Consider the following 18,864-nt stretch of genomic DNA (forward strand, 5'->3'; position numbering starts at 1 on the left):
TCCCCTTCGGTGTGTCGTCGTCAGCCGGCGGGCTGCCCGCTCGGAGCGGAGTGGTTGTGGTGTGCGGTGGTCAGTGGGATCTGCTCAGGGCGTGGTCGGTTCAGTCGATCTCAGCGAGCATGACAGCGACGGCGTCGCCGGGTTCGCGGCGCGGTTCGTGGCACCGACCTGCTCGCTCACAGCCCCGCCTCCCGCTCCGTCGCGTACCGCGGCGCCATCGACTCCATCTGCTCCATCACGAGCTTGATCGCGCCGGCCTGCTGGTCCGGCGGGTAGCGGTAGCGCACGAGGAGCCGCTTGATCGACGAGCGGAGCTTCGCGCGGACGTCGTCGCGGACCGTCCAGTCGGTGCGCACGTCGCGGCGCATCGTCTGCACCAGCTCGCGCGCGATCTGCGCGAGCGTGTCCTCTCCCTGCAGCGTCAGCGCCGACTTGTTCTGCGCGACCGCGTCGTAGAAGGCGACCTCGTCGCTGCTCAGCGGAGGATCGAACCGCTTGCCGCGGTCGGCCTCGTCCGAGATCTCGCGTGCCAGTTCGACCATGGCCGCGATGACTTCGGCCGAGGTCAGCTGCTGGTTCGTGTACTTCGTCATCAGCTCCGCGATGCGGGCCGAGAACGCCTGGCTGCGCACGACGTTGTTGCGGGTCGCCGCGTTCGACTCGTCGACCAGGAGCTTGCGCAGTGCTTCGATCGCCAGGTGCGGGTTGCGCGCTTTCTGCGTCTTCTCGACGAACTCGGGGGTGAGCTGGTCGAGGGACGGCTTGGGCATCCCGGCGGCGTCGTAGATGTCGAGCACCTCGCCGGTCGCGGTCGCCTGGGCCAGCAGCTGACCGAGCAGGCGCTCGATCTCGGCGGGGATCGGCTCGCCCTTCGCGTGGCGGTCCTCGGCGTCGAACTTCGCCATCCAGATGCGGACGTCCTCGTAGAACGAGATCTCGGGCCGCAGCTCGGCGAGGTTCTGCGCCCCCGAGGCGAGCGCCCATGCCCGCGACAGCTTGCTCGCGAGCGCGCGGAACCGAGCGGCCGGGTCCTCCTGGCCCTCGGCGGTCGACTTCGACCGCGAGCGGAGGAAGTTCACCGCGCCCGAGGCTGCGTTGAGGTAGGCCTTCGGGTGCGTCGACGACGCCTCGGTCTTCCAGTCGTGGCCGGTGAGCAGCTCGCGCAGCTCGGCGATCATCTCGAGCGCGATCCCGACCGCCTCGTCGACGTTGCGGCCGACGGGCTTCTCGGCCTGATCCGCCGCGGTGTACTCGGCGAGGGCGGCGGTCAGGTTGTCGACCAGCGGGGCGTAGGCGACGAGCAGGCCGTCCTGCTTGCCGCGGAAGGTGCGGTTGACGCGGGCCAGCGTCTGCATGAGCAGCGCGCCCTTGAGCGGGCGGTCGAGGTAGAGCGTGTGCAAAGGCGGCGAATCGAAGCCGGTGAGCATCATGTCCTTAACGATGACGAGCTCGAGCTCGTCATCGACGTCCTTCATCCGCTTCTTGACGACGGCGTTCTGCGAGTCGCGGCGCACGTGCTCGACGACGGGCGAGACATCGGACGGGGTGCCCGAGTAGACCACCTTGATGCGACCGGTGGCGAGGTCGTCGGAATGCCACTCGGGCTTCAGAGCGACGATCGCCGCGTAGAGGCGGGCGCAGATGTCGCGCGTCGCCCCAACGATCATCGCCTTGCCGGGGGAGGCGATGGCGGCCTTCATCCGCTCGCTGCGCTCCTCCCAGTGCCGCACGACGTCGGCGGCGAGGGCGTCGATGCGCTCGGGGGCGCCGTAGAGGGCGTTGATGACGGCGACGCTCTGCTCGATGCGCGTCCGCTCCGTCTCGTCGAGACCGACGGTGGCCTCGTCGGCGGCCGCATCGATCTGCTCCTGGCTCACTCCCTCGGCGAGCTCGACCTTGATCAGGCGCGGCTCGAACGAGACGGGCACCGTGGCGCCGTCCTCGACCGCGCGGCTGAGGTCGTAGATGTCGATGTAGTCGCCGAAGACCTCGCGGGTGTCGCGATCGTCGAAGCTGACCGGGGTCCCGGTGAAAGCGATCAGGGTCGCGTTCGGCAGCGCGTTGCGCAGGTGCCAGGCGTAGCCGTCGAGGTCGTCGTAGTGGCTGCGGTGAGCTTCGTCGACGATCACGATCACGTTGCGCCGGTCGGACAGCAGGGGGTGCGAGGCCTTGGCGTCGCGCTCCTCCTTGTTCAGCCCGAACTTCTGCAGCGTCGTGAAGTAGATGCCGCCGGTGAGCCGGTTGCCGATCTGCTCGCGCAGCTCCGCTCGGCTGGTCACCTGCTTCGGCTTCTCGGGCAGGAGGAGGCTGCGCTCGAATCCCGAGAAGAGCTGCCCGTCGAGCTCGGTGCGGTCGGTGATGACGACGACCGTGGGGTTCTTGAGGTGCGGGTGCCGGGCGACGAGGTTGGTGTAGAGCTCCATCTCCATCGACTTGCCCGACCCCTGAGTGTGCCAGACGACACCGGCCTTGCCGTTGCTGTCGACCGCGGTGATCGTGCGGCCGACGGCCTTGGCCACGGCGAAGTACTGGTGCGGCTTGGCGATGCGCTTCTCGAGGCCTTCTGCGCCCTGGTCGAAGGCGGTGTAGTGCCGCAGGATCTGCAGGAACCGCGTCTGGTTGTAGAGGCCGTCGAGGGCGCGCTCGAGCGGAGTGACGACGTTGCCGTCGTCCTCGCGCTCGTCGCGGCCGACCGGCGTGCCCTCCTCGTCGACGTTCCAGGGCGCGAAGTGGTTGAGCGGAGTGAAGGGAGTTCCGTACTGCGCCTCGAGCCCGTCGGAGGCGACGGTGAAGACGCAGAACCGGAACGCGAGCGGGAACTCGCGCAGGTAGGTCCGCAGCTGAGCGTGCGCGGCGGCGACCTTCGTCGCATCGCTGCCGGCGCGCTTGAGCTCGAGGATGCTGACCGGCATTCCGTTGAGGTAAAGGACGAGATCGAACCGGCGCTTGAAGTCGCCCTGCTGGATCGTGACCTGGTTGACCGCCAGCCAGTCGTTGTCGTCGGCCTCCGCGGCGAGGAGCCGCACGGTGACATTGCGCTCGGTGCCGTCGGCCTCGAGATACGTCAGGCGGTAGCCCTCGACGAAGAACCGATGGATCCGGTGGTTCTCGGTGATCGCGTCCTGGGAGGAGGGTGTCGCGATCTCAGCCGCCGCTTGGGCGAGGTAGGCCGGCGGGATCGTGGGGTTCAGCTTCTGCAGCGCCGTAAGCAGGCGCGGGCGGATGACCAGCTCGGCCCAGGAGTCGCGCTCGCCCGTCCCCGGGGCGATCTGCTCGCCGCGGAGCGGGCGCCACATCAGGTGCTCCTCGCCGAGACGGTCGAGGGCGAGCTCCTCCCACTGGGCCTCGGAGAAGCCGGCCATCAGAGTACGTCCTCGACGACGCGCTCGGCGTCCTTGACGCGGAGCTTGCCGGACATTAGGGCGGGGAGGAGGGTGTCGCGGAGGGCGGCGAGATGGACTGATTCGCGTTGGGTTGTTTGCGACAACTTTTCGTTGAGGTCCAGCCTGCGAAGCAGGACGTCTCTCTCAGGGTCTTCGATGCTCGGTACCTCGAGTGAACGAATGTCGGCAAGGTTGATATAGGGTGCCATGTCGGTTTTATGCATCCTGAATGCCGCCTGTCGAGAAAAATCCTCGCTCCGCAACCAAGTTGCCAGATATGCGGATGTCAGCCACGAATCGGCGCGGGGTCGAAAGAAGCAGATCTGCGGGCTATAAACGATTGGTTCGGCGACGTCCAGCACGACCGCGACCCGACCGATAGTCCCCTTTGTCGTTACCAATACGTCCCCCGGGTAGCCCAGTTTTTGACCAATCTGCGCCAGGTATTCGGAGCGGACGAAGTCGGGGTTGTCGACGGAAATGAAGCCTTGCTCGATGTCGGCTACTCGCACGATACGGAATCCAGATGAGCCAAGCTGATCGGCCCGCGTGCGGTAGCCATCGCTGAAGGCAAGCGCACCTTCCGCCATTAGTTCGCCCACTGTCGGCCGCTTGAGATGTGAACCGGCCCGAGCGAGGGCATTGGTCCACTCGAGGTTCGACAGTTTGCGAAGCTTTGACGCCGTCCCGAAATCCGCGGCGATCTTATCGTCGAGCGCCCCCAGTACCTTCACGATCGCTCGCTGCTCATAGAGTGAGCGCCGCGGTACAGAAAGGCGGGAAAGGATGCCAAGATTGATGTGCGGAACCCCGGTGGATATCGCGTTGTCTTGGATCTGCCTGGTGAAAGGAGTGTTTCGACATGCATAGTAGACGAAGGTTGGGTCAAATTGCTGCGGATTTACGCGAAGTCGCATCTGACTCTGAGAGACAACGTATATGGGGTACTTTGATGGTGGCACCTGAGAAACCTGACCAAGAGTCCCGCGTTGCGTGAAAATTAGGTCGCCTGCGACTGCCGAATTCTTGCAAAGACTCTTTTCGAACTTTTGCTGGGATACGAATGCGAACTCACCCTCAATCATGCGTGACCCCATATTGCTACCGCGAATAACCGGGACCCCGTCGGCCTCATAGTCGCTCGAAGTAAGGTCAGAACCGAATGGGCCTCCAACCAGCCCTTTCGGCTCCGCGATCTCTGAAAGCATTACAGTTGCCCCACTCACAGCACACGCTCCAGCTGCTCGCGCACGACCGCGGCGAGGCGGTCGGACTCGTCCATGGCCGCGAGGAGCTCGCCACGCAGGCGCGCGATCTTCTCCTCGAGTGGCTCTCCGTCATCGGCCAGCTCAGCCGCTCCGACGTAGCGACCCGGTGTGAGCGCGTAGTCGTTCGTCGCAATCTCGGCGTTCTTCGCTGAGTAGCAGAAGCCCGCCTTGTCCTCGTAGACGGCCCCGCCCGCCGATCGGGTCCCGCGCCACGCATGCACGGTTCCCGCGATCGTCGCGATGTCGTCGTCGCTCAGCGCCCGCTCAGCCCGGTCGACCATGTAGCCCATGTTCCGCGCGTCGATGAAGAGCACCTCGCCGCGGCGATCGGTAACGCCCCCGCGCCCCGGCGACTTGTCCTTCGCCAGGAACCAGACGCAGACGGGAATGCCGGTGCTGCGGAACAGCTGGGTCGGCAGCGCGATCATGCACTGCACCAGGTCGGCCTCGACGAGCTGGGCGCGGATGGCACCCTCGCCGCCGGAGTTCGACGACATCGAACCGTTGGCCATCACGACGCCGGCGCTGCCGCCGGGTGCGAGCTTCGAGACGATGTGCTGGATCCAGGCGTAGTTGGCGTTGTTCGCCGGCGGCACTCCGTAGGCCCAGCGCGGATCCTCCTCGTTGCGCGCCCAGTCCTTCACGTTGAAGGGCGGGTTCGCGAGCACGAAGTCGGCCTGCAGCTGCGGGTGCTGGTCACGGCGGAAGGTGTCCTCCCAGCGCGGGCCGAGGTTGCCGTTCAGCCCGTGGATCGCGAGGTTCATCTTCGCGAGGCGCCAAGTCCGCTCGTTCAGCTCCTGCCCGTAGACGGAGAGGTCGCTGCCCTCGCGGTCGTGCGCCTCGAGGAACTTCTCGGTCTGCACGAACATGCCGCCCGACCCGCAGCACGGGTCGTAGATCCGGCCCTCGTGAGGCTCGAGCACCTCGACGAGCACCCGGACCACGCTCGACGGCGTGTAGAACTCGCCGCCCCGCTTGCCCTCGGCGCGGGCGAACTTCTCGAGGAAGTACTCGTAGACCTCGCCGAGCAGGTCGCGGGCGCGCGTCGATCCCTCGCCGGTGAAGCGCGCGGAGTTGAAGATGTCGACGAGCTCGCCGAGACGGCGCTGGTCGACGCTGTCGCGGTTGAAGATCTGGGGGAGCGTCGCGGCGAGACCGCTGTTGTGCTCCATCAGGAGGCCCATCGCGGCGTCGACCAGCTCGCCGATCGAGCGCGCGGGCTCGGCTGCAGTCGCCTCGGTGCCCTTGGCGTTCTCGGCGAGGTGTCCCCAGCGTGCGGGTGCCGGAACCCAGAACACCCCGCGGCCAACGTACTCGTCGACATCGTCGATCAGCTCGGCGATCTGGTCGTCGTCGAGGCCGTCGGCGGTCAGCTCGGCGCGGATCTGCGCGCGGCGCTCCTCGAAGGCGTCGGACACGTACTTGAGGAACACGAGCCCCAGGATCACGTCCTTGTACTGCGAGGCGTCCATGGAGCCACGGAGCTTGTCGGCTGCCTTCCAGAGGGTGTCCTTCAGCTCCTTCATCGTGGAAGGGACGAGGGGGACGGCGGTCTTGGCGATGCGGGGTGCCATCAGCGGCCTTTCGATGCGGTGCCGTCGACGTCGTCGAGGGCGGTCTCGGTGCGGGTGGGAAGATGAGGGTGGCGGATGCTGCCGTAGACGGCACCGTCCGCGATCAGGGTCTCGAGCTCGTCGAGGGCGCGGAGCCGGCGCTCGGTGTCGGCCCGCAGCTCGATGATGCGCGACAGCGCCGACATCAAGGGTCGGACTCGCTCGGGAGCGACACGGCGCACCTCCCAGTCGCGCCAGCGGCGGGAGCCTGGACGCCGGGCGGCGATGTCGGCTGCGAGCAGGTCGGGGACGAGTCCAGCGACCGGGTCGACGATCGAGAGGATACGGGCCGGTGAGGCGACGACCGCGCCGCCCTCGTGATCCACCATCGCGGCGAGTGGCGAGGTGCAGAAGACGACATCACCCGGCTGCGTGCGCGCCGATCGCGCATGAGCCCGCTCGAACTCCAGGATCCCGACCCGGCGCGAGCCCCGCTCGAACTCGCCGAGCAGTTCCGGCACGCCGAGCACGACATGGCCCGTGGTCCCGATCTCGGCATCGGCGAGGCGGGCGCCTGCGCGGTAGCGGAGGGTCTTAGAGGCACACAGGGCGCCGATCGAGTCGGCAGCGAGCGATGCGACTTCGACGTCGGCCGCCACCGGCTCGGCGGCCAGGTCGGCGATCTGCTCGCCGACGACCGCGAGCAGCTGCTCGATGCGAACGGCGCGCGCAGCCGCGGCGTCGAACGGCACACGGCCTACCCTTCTTCCGCGACTCCGCTGCGTCAGGAGGGAGCCGGTCTGCGCGACCACTGCCGAGGACGCCTCCACGCGGCCGAGAGCGAAAGCGTGCGCCCTGAGATCGGCCAGTCGGCCCATCGCGGCGTAGACGTCGCCGACGACGAGTGCTCGGACCGCCGCGTCGAGCGGCTGCTCGCCGACGTCCGCGAGCAGCGTCCACTGCTGTCCCTCCTCGACCCTGCCGTCGGCCGGGCCCACGACCCAGAGGGCGAGCGCCTGTCGCGGGTGGGCGGGGAGGAGGCCCTCGGGGAGTCGGACGACCGCCCGGATCCGTCCGTCGCGCAGAGCGGACCGTCGCAGGTTCGAGGCGGCAGGGGGCAGGCGATCGCAGAGCGCAGCCGCCGGGGCGATGATCACTCCGCGCTGGGTGGTCGGCATGCCGAGGAGGATCTCATCGACCGCTTCCAGCACGGGGCCGACCGCGGTCGCCGTCGCGCCCTCATGCGGGAACTGCGCGACGAGGGTCTCGACGGCGCTGCCGCTCACCTCCTCGTCAGGGCGACGATCGCGCCAGTGGACACCGTGAGCGGTGAGCCGTCGGCGGGCTCGGCGCCCGGCGCCGGCGTCGGACGGTGCGCCGAGGACGGCGTCGACCTCGCCCCCGTCGCCCGCTCGGACACCGACGGAGAGGACGAGTGCCGAGCAGACGCCGGTCGGATCGACCACGGTCCCGGTGGCGTCGCCTCCCGCGAGGACGAGGGCGATATCAGCGATGAGAGCGGCAGCTTCCGGGGCGAGAGCGGTGCGCTCGGGGCTTGCCGAACGTGCCCGCTCGAAGGCGATGGCCGGCGTCCAGGCGGCCTCGACGGCCGCATCGGCCTCCCGAGCGGCCGGCCCGAGTCGTGTTCCCAGGGCCTCGATCTCGGAGAGGAGGAAGGCATCATCGGGGTCGACCCCTCGCGCTGCTGCGAGGAGGTCATCGACGGCGCTCAGCTCCTCGCCGAGCCGTGCCCGCAAGGCCAGGAGGGCGTCGAAGGCGTTCGGGTCGCGGTCCGCACCGCGCCCGAAGGAGAGGACATCGGCGGGCGCCTCCGGATTATTGCCCTTGGCAGTACTGGCGAGCCACTCCGAGACGTCCTTCGCCGAGAAGCACTCGGATCCAAGCTCACTCGACACCGGGGCGGGGAACGGCTCAGTGCTGTCCTGAGCACGGGAGCGCCAGACCGAGACTGTCGGGCGCTGCACTCCGGCGAGTGCAGCGATGTCGGAGAGGGACAGCAGGGTGTCGGTCATCGCGCCTCCTTCAGATGCAGTTCGCGCTGATGATCCGAACCTAGCTTGGCCGACATGCTGCCGTGACATTTCAGCGATAACCTCCCTTATCAATGTTTTGCTCACGGGCTTGCAAGATCGACGTCAGTCTTCTCACCACCGCAGCAGCATCCGCCGCCGCTCCACTGCCGAGGAGGCACCATGCCCTACATCCGCCGTATCTCCGTCACCGCACCCGGGACGCGCAATGAGCACATCGTCGCCGTCCAGCACTCCGTCCAGCCGACCGGACCCCTGCACTCTGAGCCCGTGAGCTCGATCGTCGGCCGCATCGACGGAGGCACCGTCTTCCGCTCCCACAACGACCGCACCGGTGCCGAGGCAGCCGTCGTCACCCGGCGGTCCACCGCCGGCCGCCGCTACATCGCGACGGCGTCCAACGGCGTCGAGTCCGACAACCTGCTCTCGCTGCCGAGGTACTGACCGTGGCCGATGACCAGCCCGGGCCCGCGCCGGAACAGCCCGCTCCCGTGCCCGATCGTGTCGCTCCCGCGTCCGACCACGTCGCTCCTGCAACAGCGGGGCGGCGGCGGTCGCTGCCGTCGCTCCTGCCGGTGCTCACCGCGGCCGGCGGTCTCCTGATCGGAGTCGTTCTCGGACTCTGGGTCCTGCCCGCGGTCGGCACAGCCCTCGGCGCGGCCGGGCCGACCGTGATCGAGACCGCCCTCGAGACCTGCGACGTCTCTCCCGGCGGATACTTCGCGCTCGGCGACGACGGCACGAGCCTCTCGATGCAGACGGAAGGTGCGGAGAGCCCCGGGGCGGATCTCGCGGACGTCGCCTGCGTCCTCGCCGAGGTCGACGTGCCCGACAGCGTCCTCACACGCATCGACAGCACTCGAGCCCTCGACGGCCGGCAGGAGGCGTCGTGGGACGACCTCGACGCCTCCTGGGGCTACCACCCCGACAGCGGACTCGACCTCGTCCTCGAGCGTCACCGCGACTGACACCCCTTCACGAACGGAGAACGACATGTCCACCACGTCTCAGAAGTCCTTCCTCACAGCCTGGCTGCTCGCCCTGCTGCTCGGAGGCCTCGGCGCCGACCGCTTCTACCTCGGCAAGCCCGGCACCGCGATCCTCAAGCTGATCACGTTCGGCGGCCTCGGGATCTGGGTGCTCGTCGACCTGATCCTCCTGCTGACCGGCGCCACCCGCGACGGTCGCGGCCGACCGCTCGAGGGCTACTCCCGCATGAAGGTCCCGGCGATCGCCGTGACCGCGGGCCTCCTCGCGCTGTCGGTCGTCGTCGGCGCGGTGTCCGGCTCGAGGGCCCCCGCGCCGGAGCTGCCGGTCGCCTCCGCGGAGCCTGCTCCCGCCGAGGCGGCCGCGGAACCCGCGGCTGAAGCCTCCGCGGAGCCCGCACCCGTCGAGACCTCGCAGCCCGATCCCGCGATCGACGAGACCGCGGAGACCGCCGCCTGGGCGACCGACGAGTTCGGCACCTTCACCTCCGTCACCGAGTCCGGAACGGGTGACAGCATCGTGACGCTGCCCGTCGGAGCCACCGCGGGAGTGGTGACGGCCGAGTTCTCGGGCGATGGCAACTTCGCCGTGCAGATCATCGACGCGCAGAACGCCTCGACCGGCGAGCTGCTGGTCAACACCATCGGCTCCTACTCCGGAGTGACCGTCTACGGCTTCAACGCCCTCGGCACGGGCTCCTCCGCCCAGATCACTGCGAACGGCCCCTGGACGCTGCGGTTCGATCCCGTCGCGGCGAGTCCGGCACTCGTTCCGAGCGGCACGGGAGACGCCGTGTTCCTGTACTCAGGCGACGCCGCTCGCCTGACCGCCTCTCACCAGGGCTCGGCGAACTTCGTGGTGCAGGAGGAGACCGGCGGCTTCGGCTTCGGGCTGCTCGTGAACGAAATCGGCGCCTACTCGGGCACTGTCCCGCTCAGCGCGGGCCCTTCGGTGATCAGCGTGACGGCGGACGGCTCGTGGGCGCTGGTGCTCGGATGATCGACAAGGGGGAGAGTGCCACGCCGGCAGACGCACGCGGCGGCTCCCGTCCGTGGCAGTCTGACGGACATCTGTCGACCGTTTCCAGAGGAGCCGGCGTGCCCGAGAATCCGACTGCCGATGACCCGTCCGAGGAGGACCAGGCCGCGCGCGCCGACGTCGAGAAGGAGACCGGCGAGTTGCGCGCCTTCGTCTCGAGCCTGAGCGCCGACGACGTGAAGTCCGGCAACTGGTTCGAGAAGCTGATCGCTCAGTCGCTGAAGACCTACACCGAGAAGGTCGACGCGGAGTACTTCCAGAGGAAGTACCGGGGCGTACCCGCGGACGGGATCGTCGACCAGCTCATCAGGACTGCGGCGAACTACGCGGCGATCGAGGGGGGAATATCGGCGAGTGCCTACACCGTGACGGTCGCCGCGACCATCGGCAGTCTCGGGGGAGCGAGTCCGTTGACCGTCCCCGCTGCGGCGGCCACCTTTCTGGCCGACGTCGCTTACCTCACGCGGCTGCAGCTCCACCTGGCCTACGACGTCTCCGTTCTCTACGGGGTCCGCCTCGATCCGACCGACCCGGAGGACCTGTGGAAGCTGATCCGGGTGGCCTTCACCATCAAGGGCGGCGAAGTCGTGAGGGAGGGAGTGCTGAAGGCCGCCCCGGCGATGATCCGACCGTTCGTCAAGCGGTTCTACTCCGGCTCCACGCTCGCCGCAGCCAAGGGACTCCCGGTCGTCGGGAAGCACCTTCTACAGCGCAACGTCATCAAGATGGCCATCCCGGCGGTCGGCGTGCCGCTCGCCATCGGCCTCAATCGGTGGACGACCGTGATGGCCGGCCGTCATGCCCAGGCCGTCTTCCGCAACGAGGCACGGGTGATCGAAATCGCGACAGGGCTCAGCCGACGGACCCGTCGCCCGCATCTCCTCCTCTGGACGGCCTGGCTCGTCATCAAGGCCGACAAGAAGATGTCCGGCGACGAGATCCTCCTGATGCGGCACCTCGTCACGCTGGTGCGGGGCGCGCACGAGGTGATCGACGAGGGGCTCGACCGCATCGTCGATATCGACCCGGAGGACGTCTGGGAGCGGATGGCCGCGGAGGAGGGCGACCTCTCGGATGTACTCGACGCGGCTCGGCGTGTGGCGGACGTGGACGGCGTTGCGAGTGCGGCCGAGGAGGCCGTCATCGCCGAGATCGCCCGCCGCGTCGATCGGGCCTGACCGACTCGCACGTCCTCAGCGCTCCGTGTCTCCGCAGGCTCTTCCTCTACTCGAAAGGCATCACCATGACCGCTGCGAACGGCGATTTCCATGCCCGCTCCTCCGTGCAGCTGGGGTTGGACCACTTGGCTCTCCGGCTGAACGACATCCTCACCCGCAAGCTCGCCCACGTCCTCGGAACACTCGAGTGGCCCACGGTCCTGCGCGAACTCGACCGTGCGAAGGGGTACCCCGAGCGCACCTACGACTCGGCGGATCTGCAGGCGCAACTCCGCATGCTGACCGAGCGCCTCGGTGGCTTGAGGTACCCGTTCGACGATCCGTCCACCCGGGTCGTGTCGACTCTCGGCAGTGAGCTGAGGATCGTCCGCAACCGGTGGGCGCACAACGACGATTTCACCGGGCTGGACGCGTGGCGTACTCAGGACTTCGTCGTCCGCCTCCTCGAGCACTTCGACGACGGCGAGGGCCTCCCGGTCGCTCGTGAGTTGCGCGACGCCGCCATGATGGCCGTCGTCCAGGAGTACGGCATCGTCCCGACGGCCGCTCCGTCCGGCGTGGCCGAGAAGGAGGTGCCGGCGGAGAAGGAGGATGACGTCGTCCCCGATCAGTCGGTCCTCGTCCGGGAGGACGCGGACGCCACTCCGACCATCGGTGCTTCCCGGACCGAGTTCGAGCCGTGGACCGTGGTGTCCGTCGGCGACGTCGTCGTTCTCGATGATCTGCCGAAGAAGGCGGCGAAGGAGAAGGTGCGCGCGGTCGTCGCCGAGATCACCGCTTTCGAGGGCCCGATCGAGATCGAGCGGCTCGCGCAGCTGGTCGGCCGCTCCTTCGGTCTGCAGCGGGTCCACACGGCGAGGATCGACAAGATCCGAAGGCAGATCAAGGCGTCGGAGGTGGTCGTCGATCGCGAGCGCTTCGTCTGGCCCCCGGAACTGGACCCGGAGACGTGGTCGGAGTTCCGACCGAACTCGAGCGGGGCGGATCGTCCGCTCCTTGAGATCAGTCCGCGCGAGATCGCCAATGCGGCGGAGTTCCTCCTGAGGACGGACCCGCAGTTGGACCGCCCGACTCTCGAGAGCCGACTGCTCCAGACCTTCGGTCGGCGCCGGCGGACGTCCGCCTTCACCGCGCACCTGGCGAAGGGCATCGCCAAGCTGCCGAAGGGCTGACCGAGGAGCTGCTGGCGCAACCTCCGCCATACTCAGCAACAGTCACGCCTTCAAAGGGGAATCGGTTTGGAAACGTACGTCCGCACACCGCTCGATGTCTTCAACGTCCCGCAGCAGCTGGTGGTCCCGCTCTTCCAGCGCCCGTACGTGTGGAACGAGGCCGAGCAGTGGGAGCCCCTCTGGAGCGATCTGCGCCGGATCACCGAGGTGCACCTGTCAGCCGGTGGATCGCGGGCCGCGCACTTCCTCGGGGCGATCGTGCTACAGCGGATGGAGACGGCCTACGGAGCGCTGCAGGTCTGGCAGATCATCGACGGGCAGCAGAGGCTGACCACGCTTCAGCTCCTCCTCGACGCTGCGGCGTCGGTCTTCGCTGCGCGCAACATTGCTTACTTGGCCGCGCGGCTCGAATCTCTGACGCACAACGCGGCGGCGTACGTCCCCGAGGGCTCGCCGCTCAAGCTGCAGCACACCAACCGGGATGCGGCCGCCTACAGCGAGGTGATGCTCGCCGAGGCCCCGGTCGACTACGACGCGCTGGAGGCTCCTGATTCCCTCCCCGCTCGATGCCACGCCTTCTTCGCCGGCCGGATCGAGGCGTGGCTCGTCGAGCAGGACGAGGCGCTCGCTCCGATCCGTGCCGAGACGCTCGCGAACGCCCTGATGCAGGCGCTGCAGGTCGTCGTCATCCAGCTTCGCGCTGAGGAGGACTCGCAGGAGATCTTCGAGACGCTCAACGCCCGCGGTACTCCGCTGACGGCGGCCGACCTCGTGAAGAACCTGGTCTTCCAACGTCTCGAGGCCGAAGGCGTGGACACCGGCCGCGCCTATCGCGAGGTCTGGCCCTTCGAGTCGGCGTTCTGGGAGAAGGAGGTGAGTGTCGGGCGGTTCTCGCTGACGCGCAGCTCGGCATTCCTCAACCAGTGGCTTATCTCGAGGCTGGGGGAGGAGATCGGCCCCCGCCACACCTTCTCGAGGTTCAAGCACTACATCGAGCACGAGGCGGGGCTGCCGATGAGCACGCTCCTCGAGCAGATCGCGGCACAGGCCGGGCAGTACCAGCTCTGGATCGAGCGGGCCGCAGACCCCGATCGGCTGCTCAGCACGATCGAGCTCGACATCTACCGGACCGACGCGCTCGACACGGCGGTCCTACGCCCCGTGCTCCTCTGGCTGACGGCCCCGGGCTCGTCTTTCAGCGCTCGGGCGGTCGACGAGGTCGTCGCAGTGCTCGAGAGCTGGCTGATCAGGCGCATGATCCTGCGGCGCCCCAGTGGAGATCATGGACGAGTCGTCGCGGAATTGATCCGCGCCCACCGCGACAGCAGCGATGCGGAGCTCGTCGGTCGGGTGACGGGCTTCCTGAGCCGGCTGGATGCGGAGAGCACCTACTGGCCCGGGGATGACGAGATCCGAGCGGTGTTGACGGACGAGGCAGCGTACCGCCGGTACACGCGCTCGCGGCTCCGGATCCTGCTCGAAGCGGTCGAGGACGCTCACCGCGGCTACGCCGGAGTGTCGAACTCGCGCACCGGATCGCGCGTCTCTCGCGTGAGGCGTCCGATCGAGCACCTGCTGCCGCGGACGTGGAAGACGTATTGGCCGGTCGAGACGATCGCGGACGAGGTGGCTCGTGATGCTCACGTGCACCGCCTGGGGAACCTCACCCTCATCACGACGAGCCTCAACAGCGCGGTGTCGAACGGCCCCTGGCTCGGGGACTCAGGAAAGCGATCGCGACTCCGCGACCACGACGTGCTCTTGATGAACCGGCGAGTACAGGACATCTCGGCCAACGGCTGGGACGAAAGGACGATCACCGCACGGACCTCCGAGATGATCGACGCGATCCTCGCGACCTGGCCTGTTCCACGCGAGCACCGCGGCGTGATCCTCGACCGGGCCGCCCGCCCCCGCTCGGAGGCCTGGCTGCGCGATCTCACTGTCGCCGGCCTGCTGCCTGCGGGGACCGTGCTCCGTGCGCGGAGCACCGATCGAGTGACCGAGGCGGTCGTGCAGGAGAACGGAGACCTGCTGCTCGAGGGACGACTGTTCGACAGCCCGTCCGGTGCGGGAAAGCAGGCGATCGGGCACGCGGTCAACGGTTGGTGGTTCTGGCGCCTCGTCGACGGGCGGACGCTGGCCGACATCCGCGCCGAATACGAGAGCCGTCGGGAGGGCGGGGCGCGGCCGACGGACGACTGAAGTCGCAACGACCGAGTGTCGGTAGTGCCCGACAGGGTCCAGTCATGCGCACCGTTCCGAAGCCGTCTCAGCTCGTCTCGACCGCACCTCTGAGGATCGCCGACGAGGAGCGGTCCGCCGAGATCGTGAGCGAATGGGCCGTCACGCATCGGCGGCCGAGCGGGCGCGTCGTGACCATCGCCACCGATGGCGCCTATCACAGGGCGGTCGGCGGCGGTGCTGTTGCGTGGGTGTCCGATGATGGTCGACACGGGGCGGCTCGAGCGCGCTGCTCGTCCAGCTTCCATACCGAGCTGATCGCCATCGACGAGGCGATTCGCGCGCAGCCGTAGTTCTCACGGGTGCATCTCCTCATCGATTCCCGCCAGGCCCTCGATGCTGTGGCCCTCGTCCTCGACAGCGCGCCTCAGCGTCGTGAGCGGTCAGATTTGATCGAGCGCCGATTGAGCTCCATCTCTGGCGCATCGGCGAATCGCGAGGTGACTGTGGAGTGGGAACGCGGGCACAACGGACATCCGCTGAACGATGCTGCCGACCGGATCGCGGTGCTCGTGAGGCGGAGCGCCGCGTGGGCAACGGGAGTGGCCACCTCAGCGGATCTCGCGACGTCGATCGCTCAGGGCGCGGCAGTGGCCTTCGCGACGAGCCGACGGCCGACTGAGTGATGCTGCGTCCGATCGGGTGACCCGCGCGGAGGACCCGAGCGTGCTCAGCCCCGGGCCTCACGTCCCAACCGCCGCCCCATCGCCGCGACCTCCGCCCACGCTCCCGTCGCGCGCTCCTCCTCCGACACCTCGCGCAACAGGGAGGCGAGCCGTTCGCGCAGCCGCAGCTCCGCCGGAGTCAGCGCGCTCTCGTGCCCATCCGCCAGCAGATACGAATGCGCATCCGTCGCGAACGCACCGAGCGCGTCGAGGAAGATCTCGAGCAGGCGGGCCGCCTCATCGATCCGCTCGGGGTCGAACGGCTCGCGAAGCATCGGCACCAGGCGCAGCCTCCCCTGCCAGAGGCGCTCGTCCAGCGGGTCCTCGAAGAGGGTCAGTGCGGTGGCGAGGTCACCCGATCCGCTCGAGGGGAAGGCTCGGCGGACGTCGTGGACGATCTCGTGGAAGTGGTCGTCGGTGAGGCCGAAGCCGACGAAGAGGAGATGGCGGGTGGCCAGGGTGGCCTGCACGATCGCCGACAGAGCTCGGCGCGAGGAGTCGAAGCCGAGGTAGTCGTCGCGGGTGAGGACGATGGAGGACGGGTCGTCGACGGTCCCGTGCAGCTTGAGCAGCCACCGCTCGCTTCCCTCCTCCTGCACGCCGGGGATGACCGAGCGAGGTGTGCCGGCATCGGCGGCGGCGGTCTCGAAGAGGCGGTCGTAGTTGAGGGTGATCGCCTGCTCGGAGTCGATCGCGGTGAGCAGTGCGGGGGCGAGTCCGTAGCGCTGGAGGGCTCCGATCTCGTCGGCGACGGCCTGGGCGAAGGAACCGGGCTCCTTTTCGTCGAAGAGGGTGGCGAGGTAGGAGGCCTGGTCGAGGACGTTCTTGTCGGCCAGGCGCGCGGCGGTGGCGCTGTCGAGCTCGATGCGCGCGGCGAGCTTTCGCAGCAGCTCACCCCAAGACGGGCCACCGGCACTCACGCTCGCTCCGGCTCCGAGGAAGGGGACGAGGCGGCCGGCTCGAGCCCGCTGGGCGAGATCGTGCACCTCGTCGAGCATCAACGGCGACAGCTCCGGCCAGGAGGTCTCGGCGTCCGCCCGTCGACGGGACTGCGCGAACGCGTGCACCTCGTCGCGGCGGGTGACGAGCGCGATGTCGACGTGGAACTCCTCCGCTGCTTCGCGCAGCACGCGCAGTTGCTGCACGAGCAGGGCGTCGCGAACCCGGCCGGAGCCGCCTCCCGCGCTGGCGAACATCGGCACGGCCAGCAGGGGCAGTGGGCGCTTCGTACGGCGGTGACTCGTCGCAATGGCCGCCCCGTGCTCCACGAAGGCCCGAAGCCGGCGTGCGACCTCCGCGTATCCCTCCGCGTCGTCGGTGCGGGTGATGGGGAGGAGCGGCACCGCGGTGAGCACCGGCGTCGGTTCTCCGTCGACCGGCACCAGCGGCAGGGCGACCGCATCGCCGCGCGCGAAGGCTGGATCGCGGACGGCGTCGACGCGGTTCTGCAGGTCGGGGATAGAGCGCCAGAAGTCGGTGATCGAGAGGTACTGGTCCGTCGGCAGGAGCCAGGCGTCGCAGGCGAAGTTGAGCAGGCTGCCTCGGGTGACGAAGACGTGGGGGAGCGGCATGCGCTCTTCCTATCAGCCGCCGCGGTGCGGGGCCGGGTCTGAATGAGCGCTCGGGAACCGCACCGATTCTCACGATGTCTCGCGAGCGACCCGCGCAACTAAGGCTCAGAGCCCGACATCCGCAGATTCATGCTGCGTCGTGACTCCCAGCCTTACTTCTGCAGCAGCCCGCCACCAACCGAACCAAGGTTTGCCTTACTAAGCACACCCTAAGTAAGGTGAGGCGACCCTAACCCAGCCCTCAGAGAGGACCTCCATCCGTGGATCCACTACGACCCCGAGCCGCCCGCGCGTCCGCCGCGCTGCTCGCCACGATCGCCCTGGCCGGCGGGGCGCTCGCGTTCGCGCCCAGCGCCTCCGCCGCGGCTTCGCCCGGCACCATCACCGACGCCTCCTTCACCTGGGGACTGAGCAATGAGGCCGGGGGTGGCGCGTTCTTCGGCGGCTGCAACTTCCTCAGCGCGGGGACGGCCGGCGACACCGGCAGCTCGCGCGTCTGGACCGAGGCCGACGGCTTCTACAAGCAGTCCGAGGGGAACGTCTCGGTCGTGAAGCCGAACGCGTCGGGCGCGCTCGTGCCCACCAGCTGGGCGACCAAGTGCCAGACGCCGGCGGGCACGCCCGTCACGGCCTCCTCCGCGACCTCGCTCACCAAGAACGCGGTCGTCTTCGACAACGGCACCGGCACCGTCGCGGCCGACGGGTCGACCGAGATCGAGTGGGACGGCTCCTTCACGGTCGCGTTCTACGGCGGACTCACCTACTGGAGCGCCAGCGACCCCGTGCTCGAGATCGACGGCTCGGGCAACGGGCAGCTCACCGCTACGGCGAGCGGCTACGGCACCGACATGAACGACCAGACCAAGTGGGTGCCGGTCGCACCGCAGACGATCGTGCTCGCCGACATCTCGAACGCCTCGGCCGACGACGACGGCTTCACGGTCACTCCCGACTACCTGGGCGTCGCGGTCACCACCGAGGGCACTCCGCAGACGACGACCGGAGCGACCTGGGGCTCGTTCCCGCAGAGCTTCGTCGACTTCCAGAACCTGACCGGGCAGAGCAGCTACTGGTACAGCTCGGGCGGATCGCGGGACGCGGCGAAGCCCGCCGCCCCGCTGACCGTGGAGTACGCGCTCACCCCCGCGACGACTCCGACCACGCCGCCGACCACCCCGCCCACGACTCCTCCCACCACCCCGGCCGAGCCGGAGCCCGGTGAGCAGGACATCACGGTCGAGGTGCCCGAGGTGACGGCTCCGCCCGCCACCGGCAGCTTCGGCTGGGCGTTCGAGAGCACCGACGCGGTCAGCCTCGGCACGGCCACCCAGGCCGGATCGACGTTCGTCGCGACCGGCGCGCTCAACACGATCGCGGTGACCGACACGCGCTCCGGCGGCACAACTCCGTTCGGCTGGAGCATCTCGGGTTCGGTCAGCGACTTCGCGTCGGCCTCGGGCGGCTTCGACGCCGGCTACCTCGGCTGGACCCCGTCGGTCGGCAACGCCGGCAGCGGAGTGGTCGCGGGAGCGGCCGTCGGCTCGACCCTCGAGAGCGGCGCAGGCCTGTCGGAGGCGGCGACGCTCGCCTCCAGCACCGCCGCGGCCAGCGCCGACGTCGACGCGGCGCTGCGCCTCGTGATCCCGACGACGACGCCCGCGGGCGACTACTCGGCGACGCTCACCATCACGGCGCTGGGCTGACCCTGCGCTGACGGCGCGGGGTGACCTGCGCTGATCCTCCGGTGCGGGGTG

The 18,864-nt window shown here is 68.7% G+C and carries 14 protein-coding genes; 9 read left to right on the top strand and 5 right to left on the bottom strand.

Annotation, left to right across the window (positions count from 1 at the left end):
• Positions 1-176: 176 nt before the first annotated feature.
• Genes ASF46_RS01060 through ASF46_RS01075 form a run of 4 tightly spaced genes read right to left on the bottom strand, consistent with a single transcriptional unit; the run spans position 177 to position 8,237 of the window.
• Positions 177-3,362 (bottom strand): type I restriction endonuclease subunit R, encoded by a 3,186-nt coding sequence (locus ASF46_RS01060; RefSeq protein ID WP_056866058.1) that lies wholly within the window; start codon positions 3,360-3,362, stop codon positions 177-179.
• A complete protein-coding gene (locus ASF46_RS18665; RefSeq protein WP_082485104.1) occupies positions 3,362-4,591 on the bottom strand; it encodes a restriction endonuclease subunit S in 1,230 nt (409 codons plus the stop codon). The genes ASF46_RS01060 and ASF46_RS18665 overlap by 1 nt, the downstream gene beginning before the upstream one ends.
• A 14-nt stretch (positions 4,592-4,605) precedes the next feature.
• A complete protein-coding gene (locus ASF46_RS01070; protein ID WP_056866059.1) occupies positions 4,606-6,225 on the bottom strand; it encodes a type I restriction-modification system subunit M in 1,620 nt (539 codons plus the stop codon).
• Entirely contained in the window at positions 6,225-8,237 is a 2,013-nt protein-coding gene (locus ASF46_RS01075; protein ID WP_056866060.1) for a hypothetical protein, read from the bottom strand. The genes ASF46_RS01070 and ASF46_RS01075 overlap by 1 nt, the downstream gene beginning before the upstream one ends.
• Before the next feature lie 180 nt (positions 8,238-8,417).
• Here ASF46_RS01075 and ASF46_RS01080 point away from each other — a divergent pair, with 180 nt between their 5' ends.
• From ASF46_RS01080 to ASF46_RS01115, 8 genes are all read left to right on the top strand, one after another.
• Positions 8,418-8,699, top strand: coding sequence for a DUF3892 domain-containing protein (locus ASF46_RS01080; RefSeq protein ID WP_056866061.1), 282 nt, complete (start codon positions 8,418-8,420; stop codon positions 8,697-8,699).
• A 2-nt stretch (positions 8,700-8,701) separates the two neighbouring features.
• Positions 8,702-9,223 carry a hypothetical protein gene (locus ASF46_RS01085; protein WP_157602124.1) on the top strand — a complete coding sequence of 174 codons (522 nt, stop codon included), beginning with the start codon at positions 8,702-8,704 and terminating at the stop codon, positions 9,221-9,223.
• Between the two features lie 25 nt (positions 9,224-9,248).
• On the top strand, positions 9,249-10,241 hold the full coding sequence (locus tag ASF46_RS18670) for a TM2 domain-containing protein (RefSeq protein WP_082485106.1): 993 nt from the start codon (positions 9,249-9,251) through the stop codon (positions 10,239-10,241).
• Between the two features lie 98 nt (positions 10,242-10,339).
• The gene (locus ASF46_RS19530; RefSeq protein ID WP_056866063.1) at positions 10,340-11,458 is read left to right on the top strand and encodes a TerB family tellurite resistance protein; all 1,119 of its coding nucleotides are present in this window, start codon (positions 10,340-10,342) and stop codon (positions 11,456-11,458) included.
• A 65-nt stretch (positions 11,459-11,523) separates the two neighbouring features.
• A complete protein-coding gene (locus tag ASF46_RS01100; RefSeq protein ID WP_056866064.1) occupies positions 11,524-12,630 on the top strand; it encodes a DUF3320 domain-containing protein in 1,107 nt (368 codons plus the stop codon).
• A gap of 66 nt (positions 12,631-12,696) precedes the next feature.
• A complete protein-coding gene (locus ASF46_RS01105) occupies positions 12,697-14,835 on the top strand; it encodes a GmrSD restriction endonuclease domain-containing protein (protein WP_200919646.1) in 2,139 nt (712 codons plus the stop codon).
• Positions 14,836-14,879: 44 nt separating this feature from the next.
• Positions 14,880-15,167: a hypothetical protein gene (locus ASF46_RS01110; protein WP_056866066.1), complete on the top strand. Its 288-nt coding sequence runs from the start codon at positions 14,880-14,882 to the stop codon at positions 15,165-15,167.
• A gap of 9 nt (positions 15,168-15,176) precedes the next feature.
• The gene (locus ASF46_RS01115; RefSeq protein ID WP_056866067.1) at positions 15,177-15,500 is read left to right on the top strand and encodes a hypothetical protein; all 324 of its coding nucleotides are present in this window, start codon (positions 15,177-15,179) and stop codon (positions 15,498-15,500) included.
• 44 nt (positions 15,501-15,544) lie between these two features.
• Here the strand turns inward: ASF46_RS01115 and ASF46_RS01120 are convergent, their stop codons facing one another.
• On the bottom strand, positions 15,545-17,110 hold the full coding sequence (locus ASF46_RS01120; protein ID WP_056866068.1) for an SIR2 family protein: 1,566 nt from the start codon (positions 17,108-17,110) through the stop codon (positions 15,545-15,547).
• A 260-nt stretch (positions 17,111-17,370) separates the two neighbouring features.
• Here ASF46_RS01120 and ASF46_RS01125 point away from each other — a divergent pair, with 260 nt between their 5' ends.
• Positions 17,371-18,813, top strand: coding sequence for a hypothetical protein (locus tag ASF46_RS01125; RefSeq protein ID WP_056866069.1), 1,443 nt, complete (start codon positions 17,371-17,373; stop codon positions 18,811-18,813).
• Positions 18,814-18,864: the final 51 nt, after the last annotated feature.

Source organism: Rathayibacter sp. Leaf296, from assembly GCF_001423045.1.
GTDB classification, from domain to species: Bacteria; Actinomycetota; Actinomycetes; order Actinomycetales; family Microbacteriaceae; genus Rathayibacter; species Rathayibacter caricis.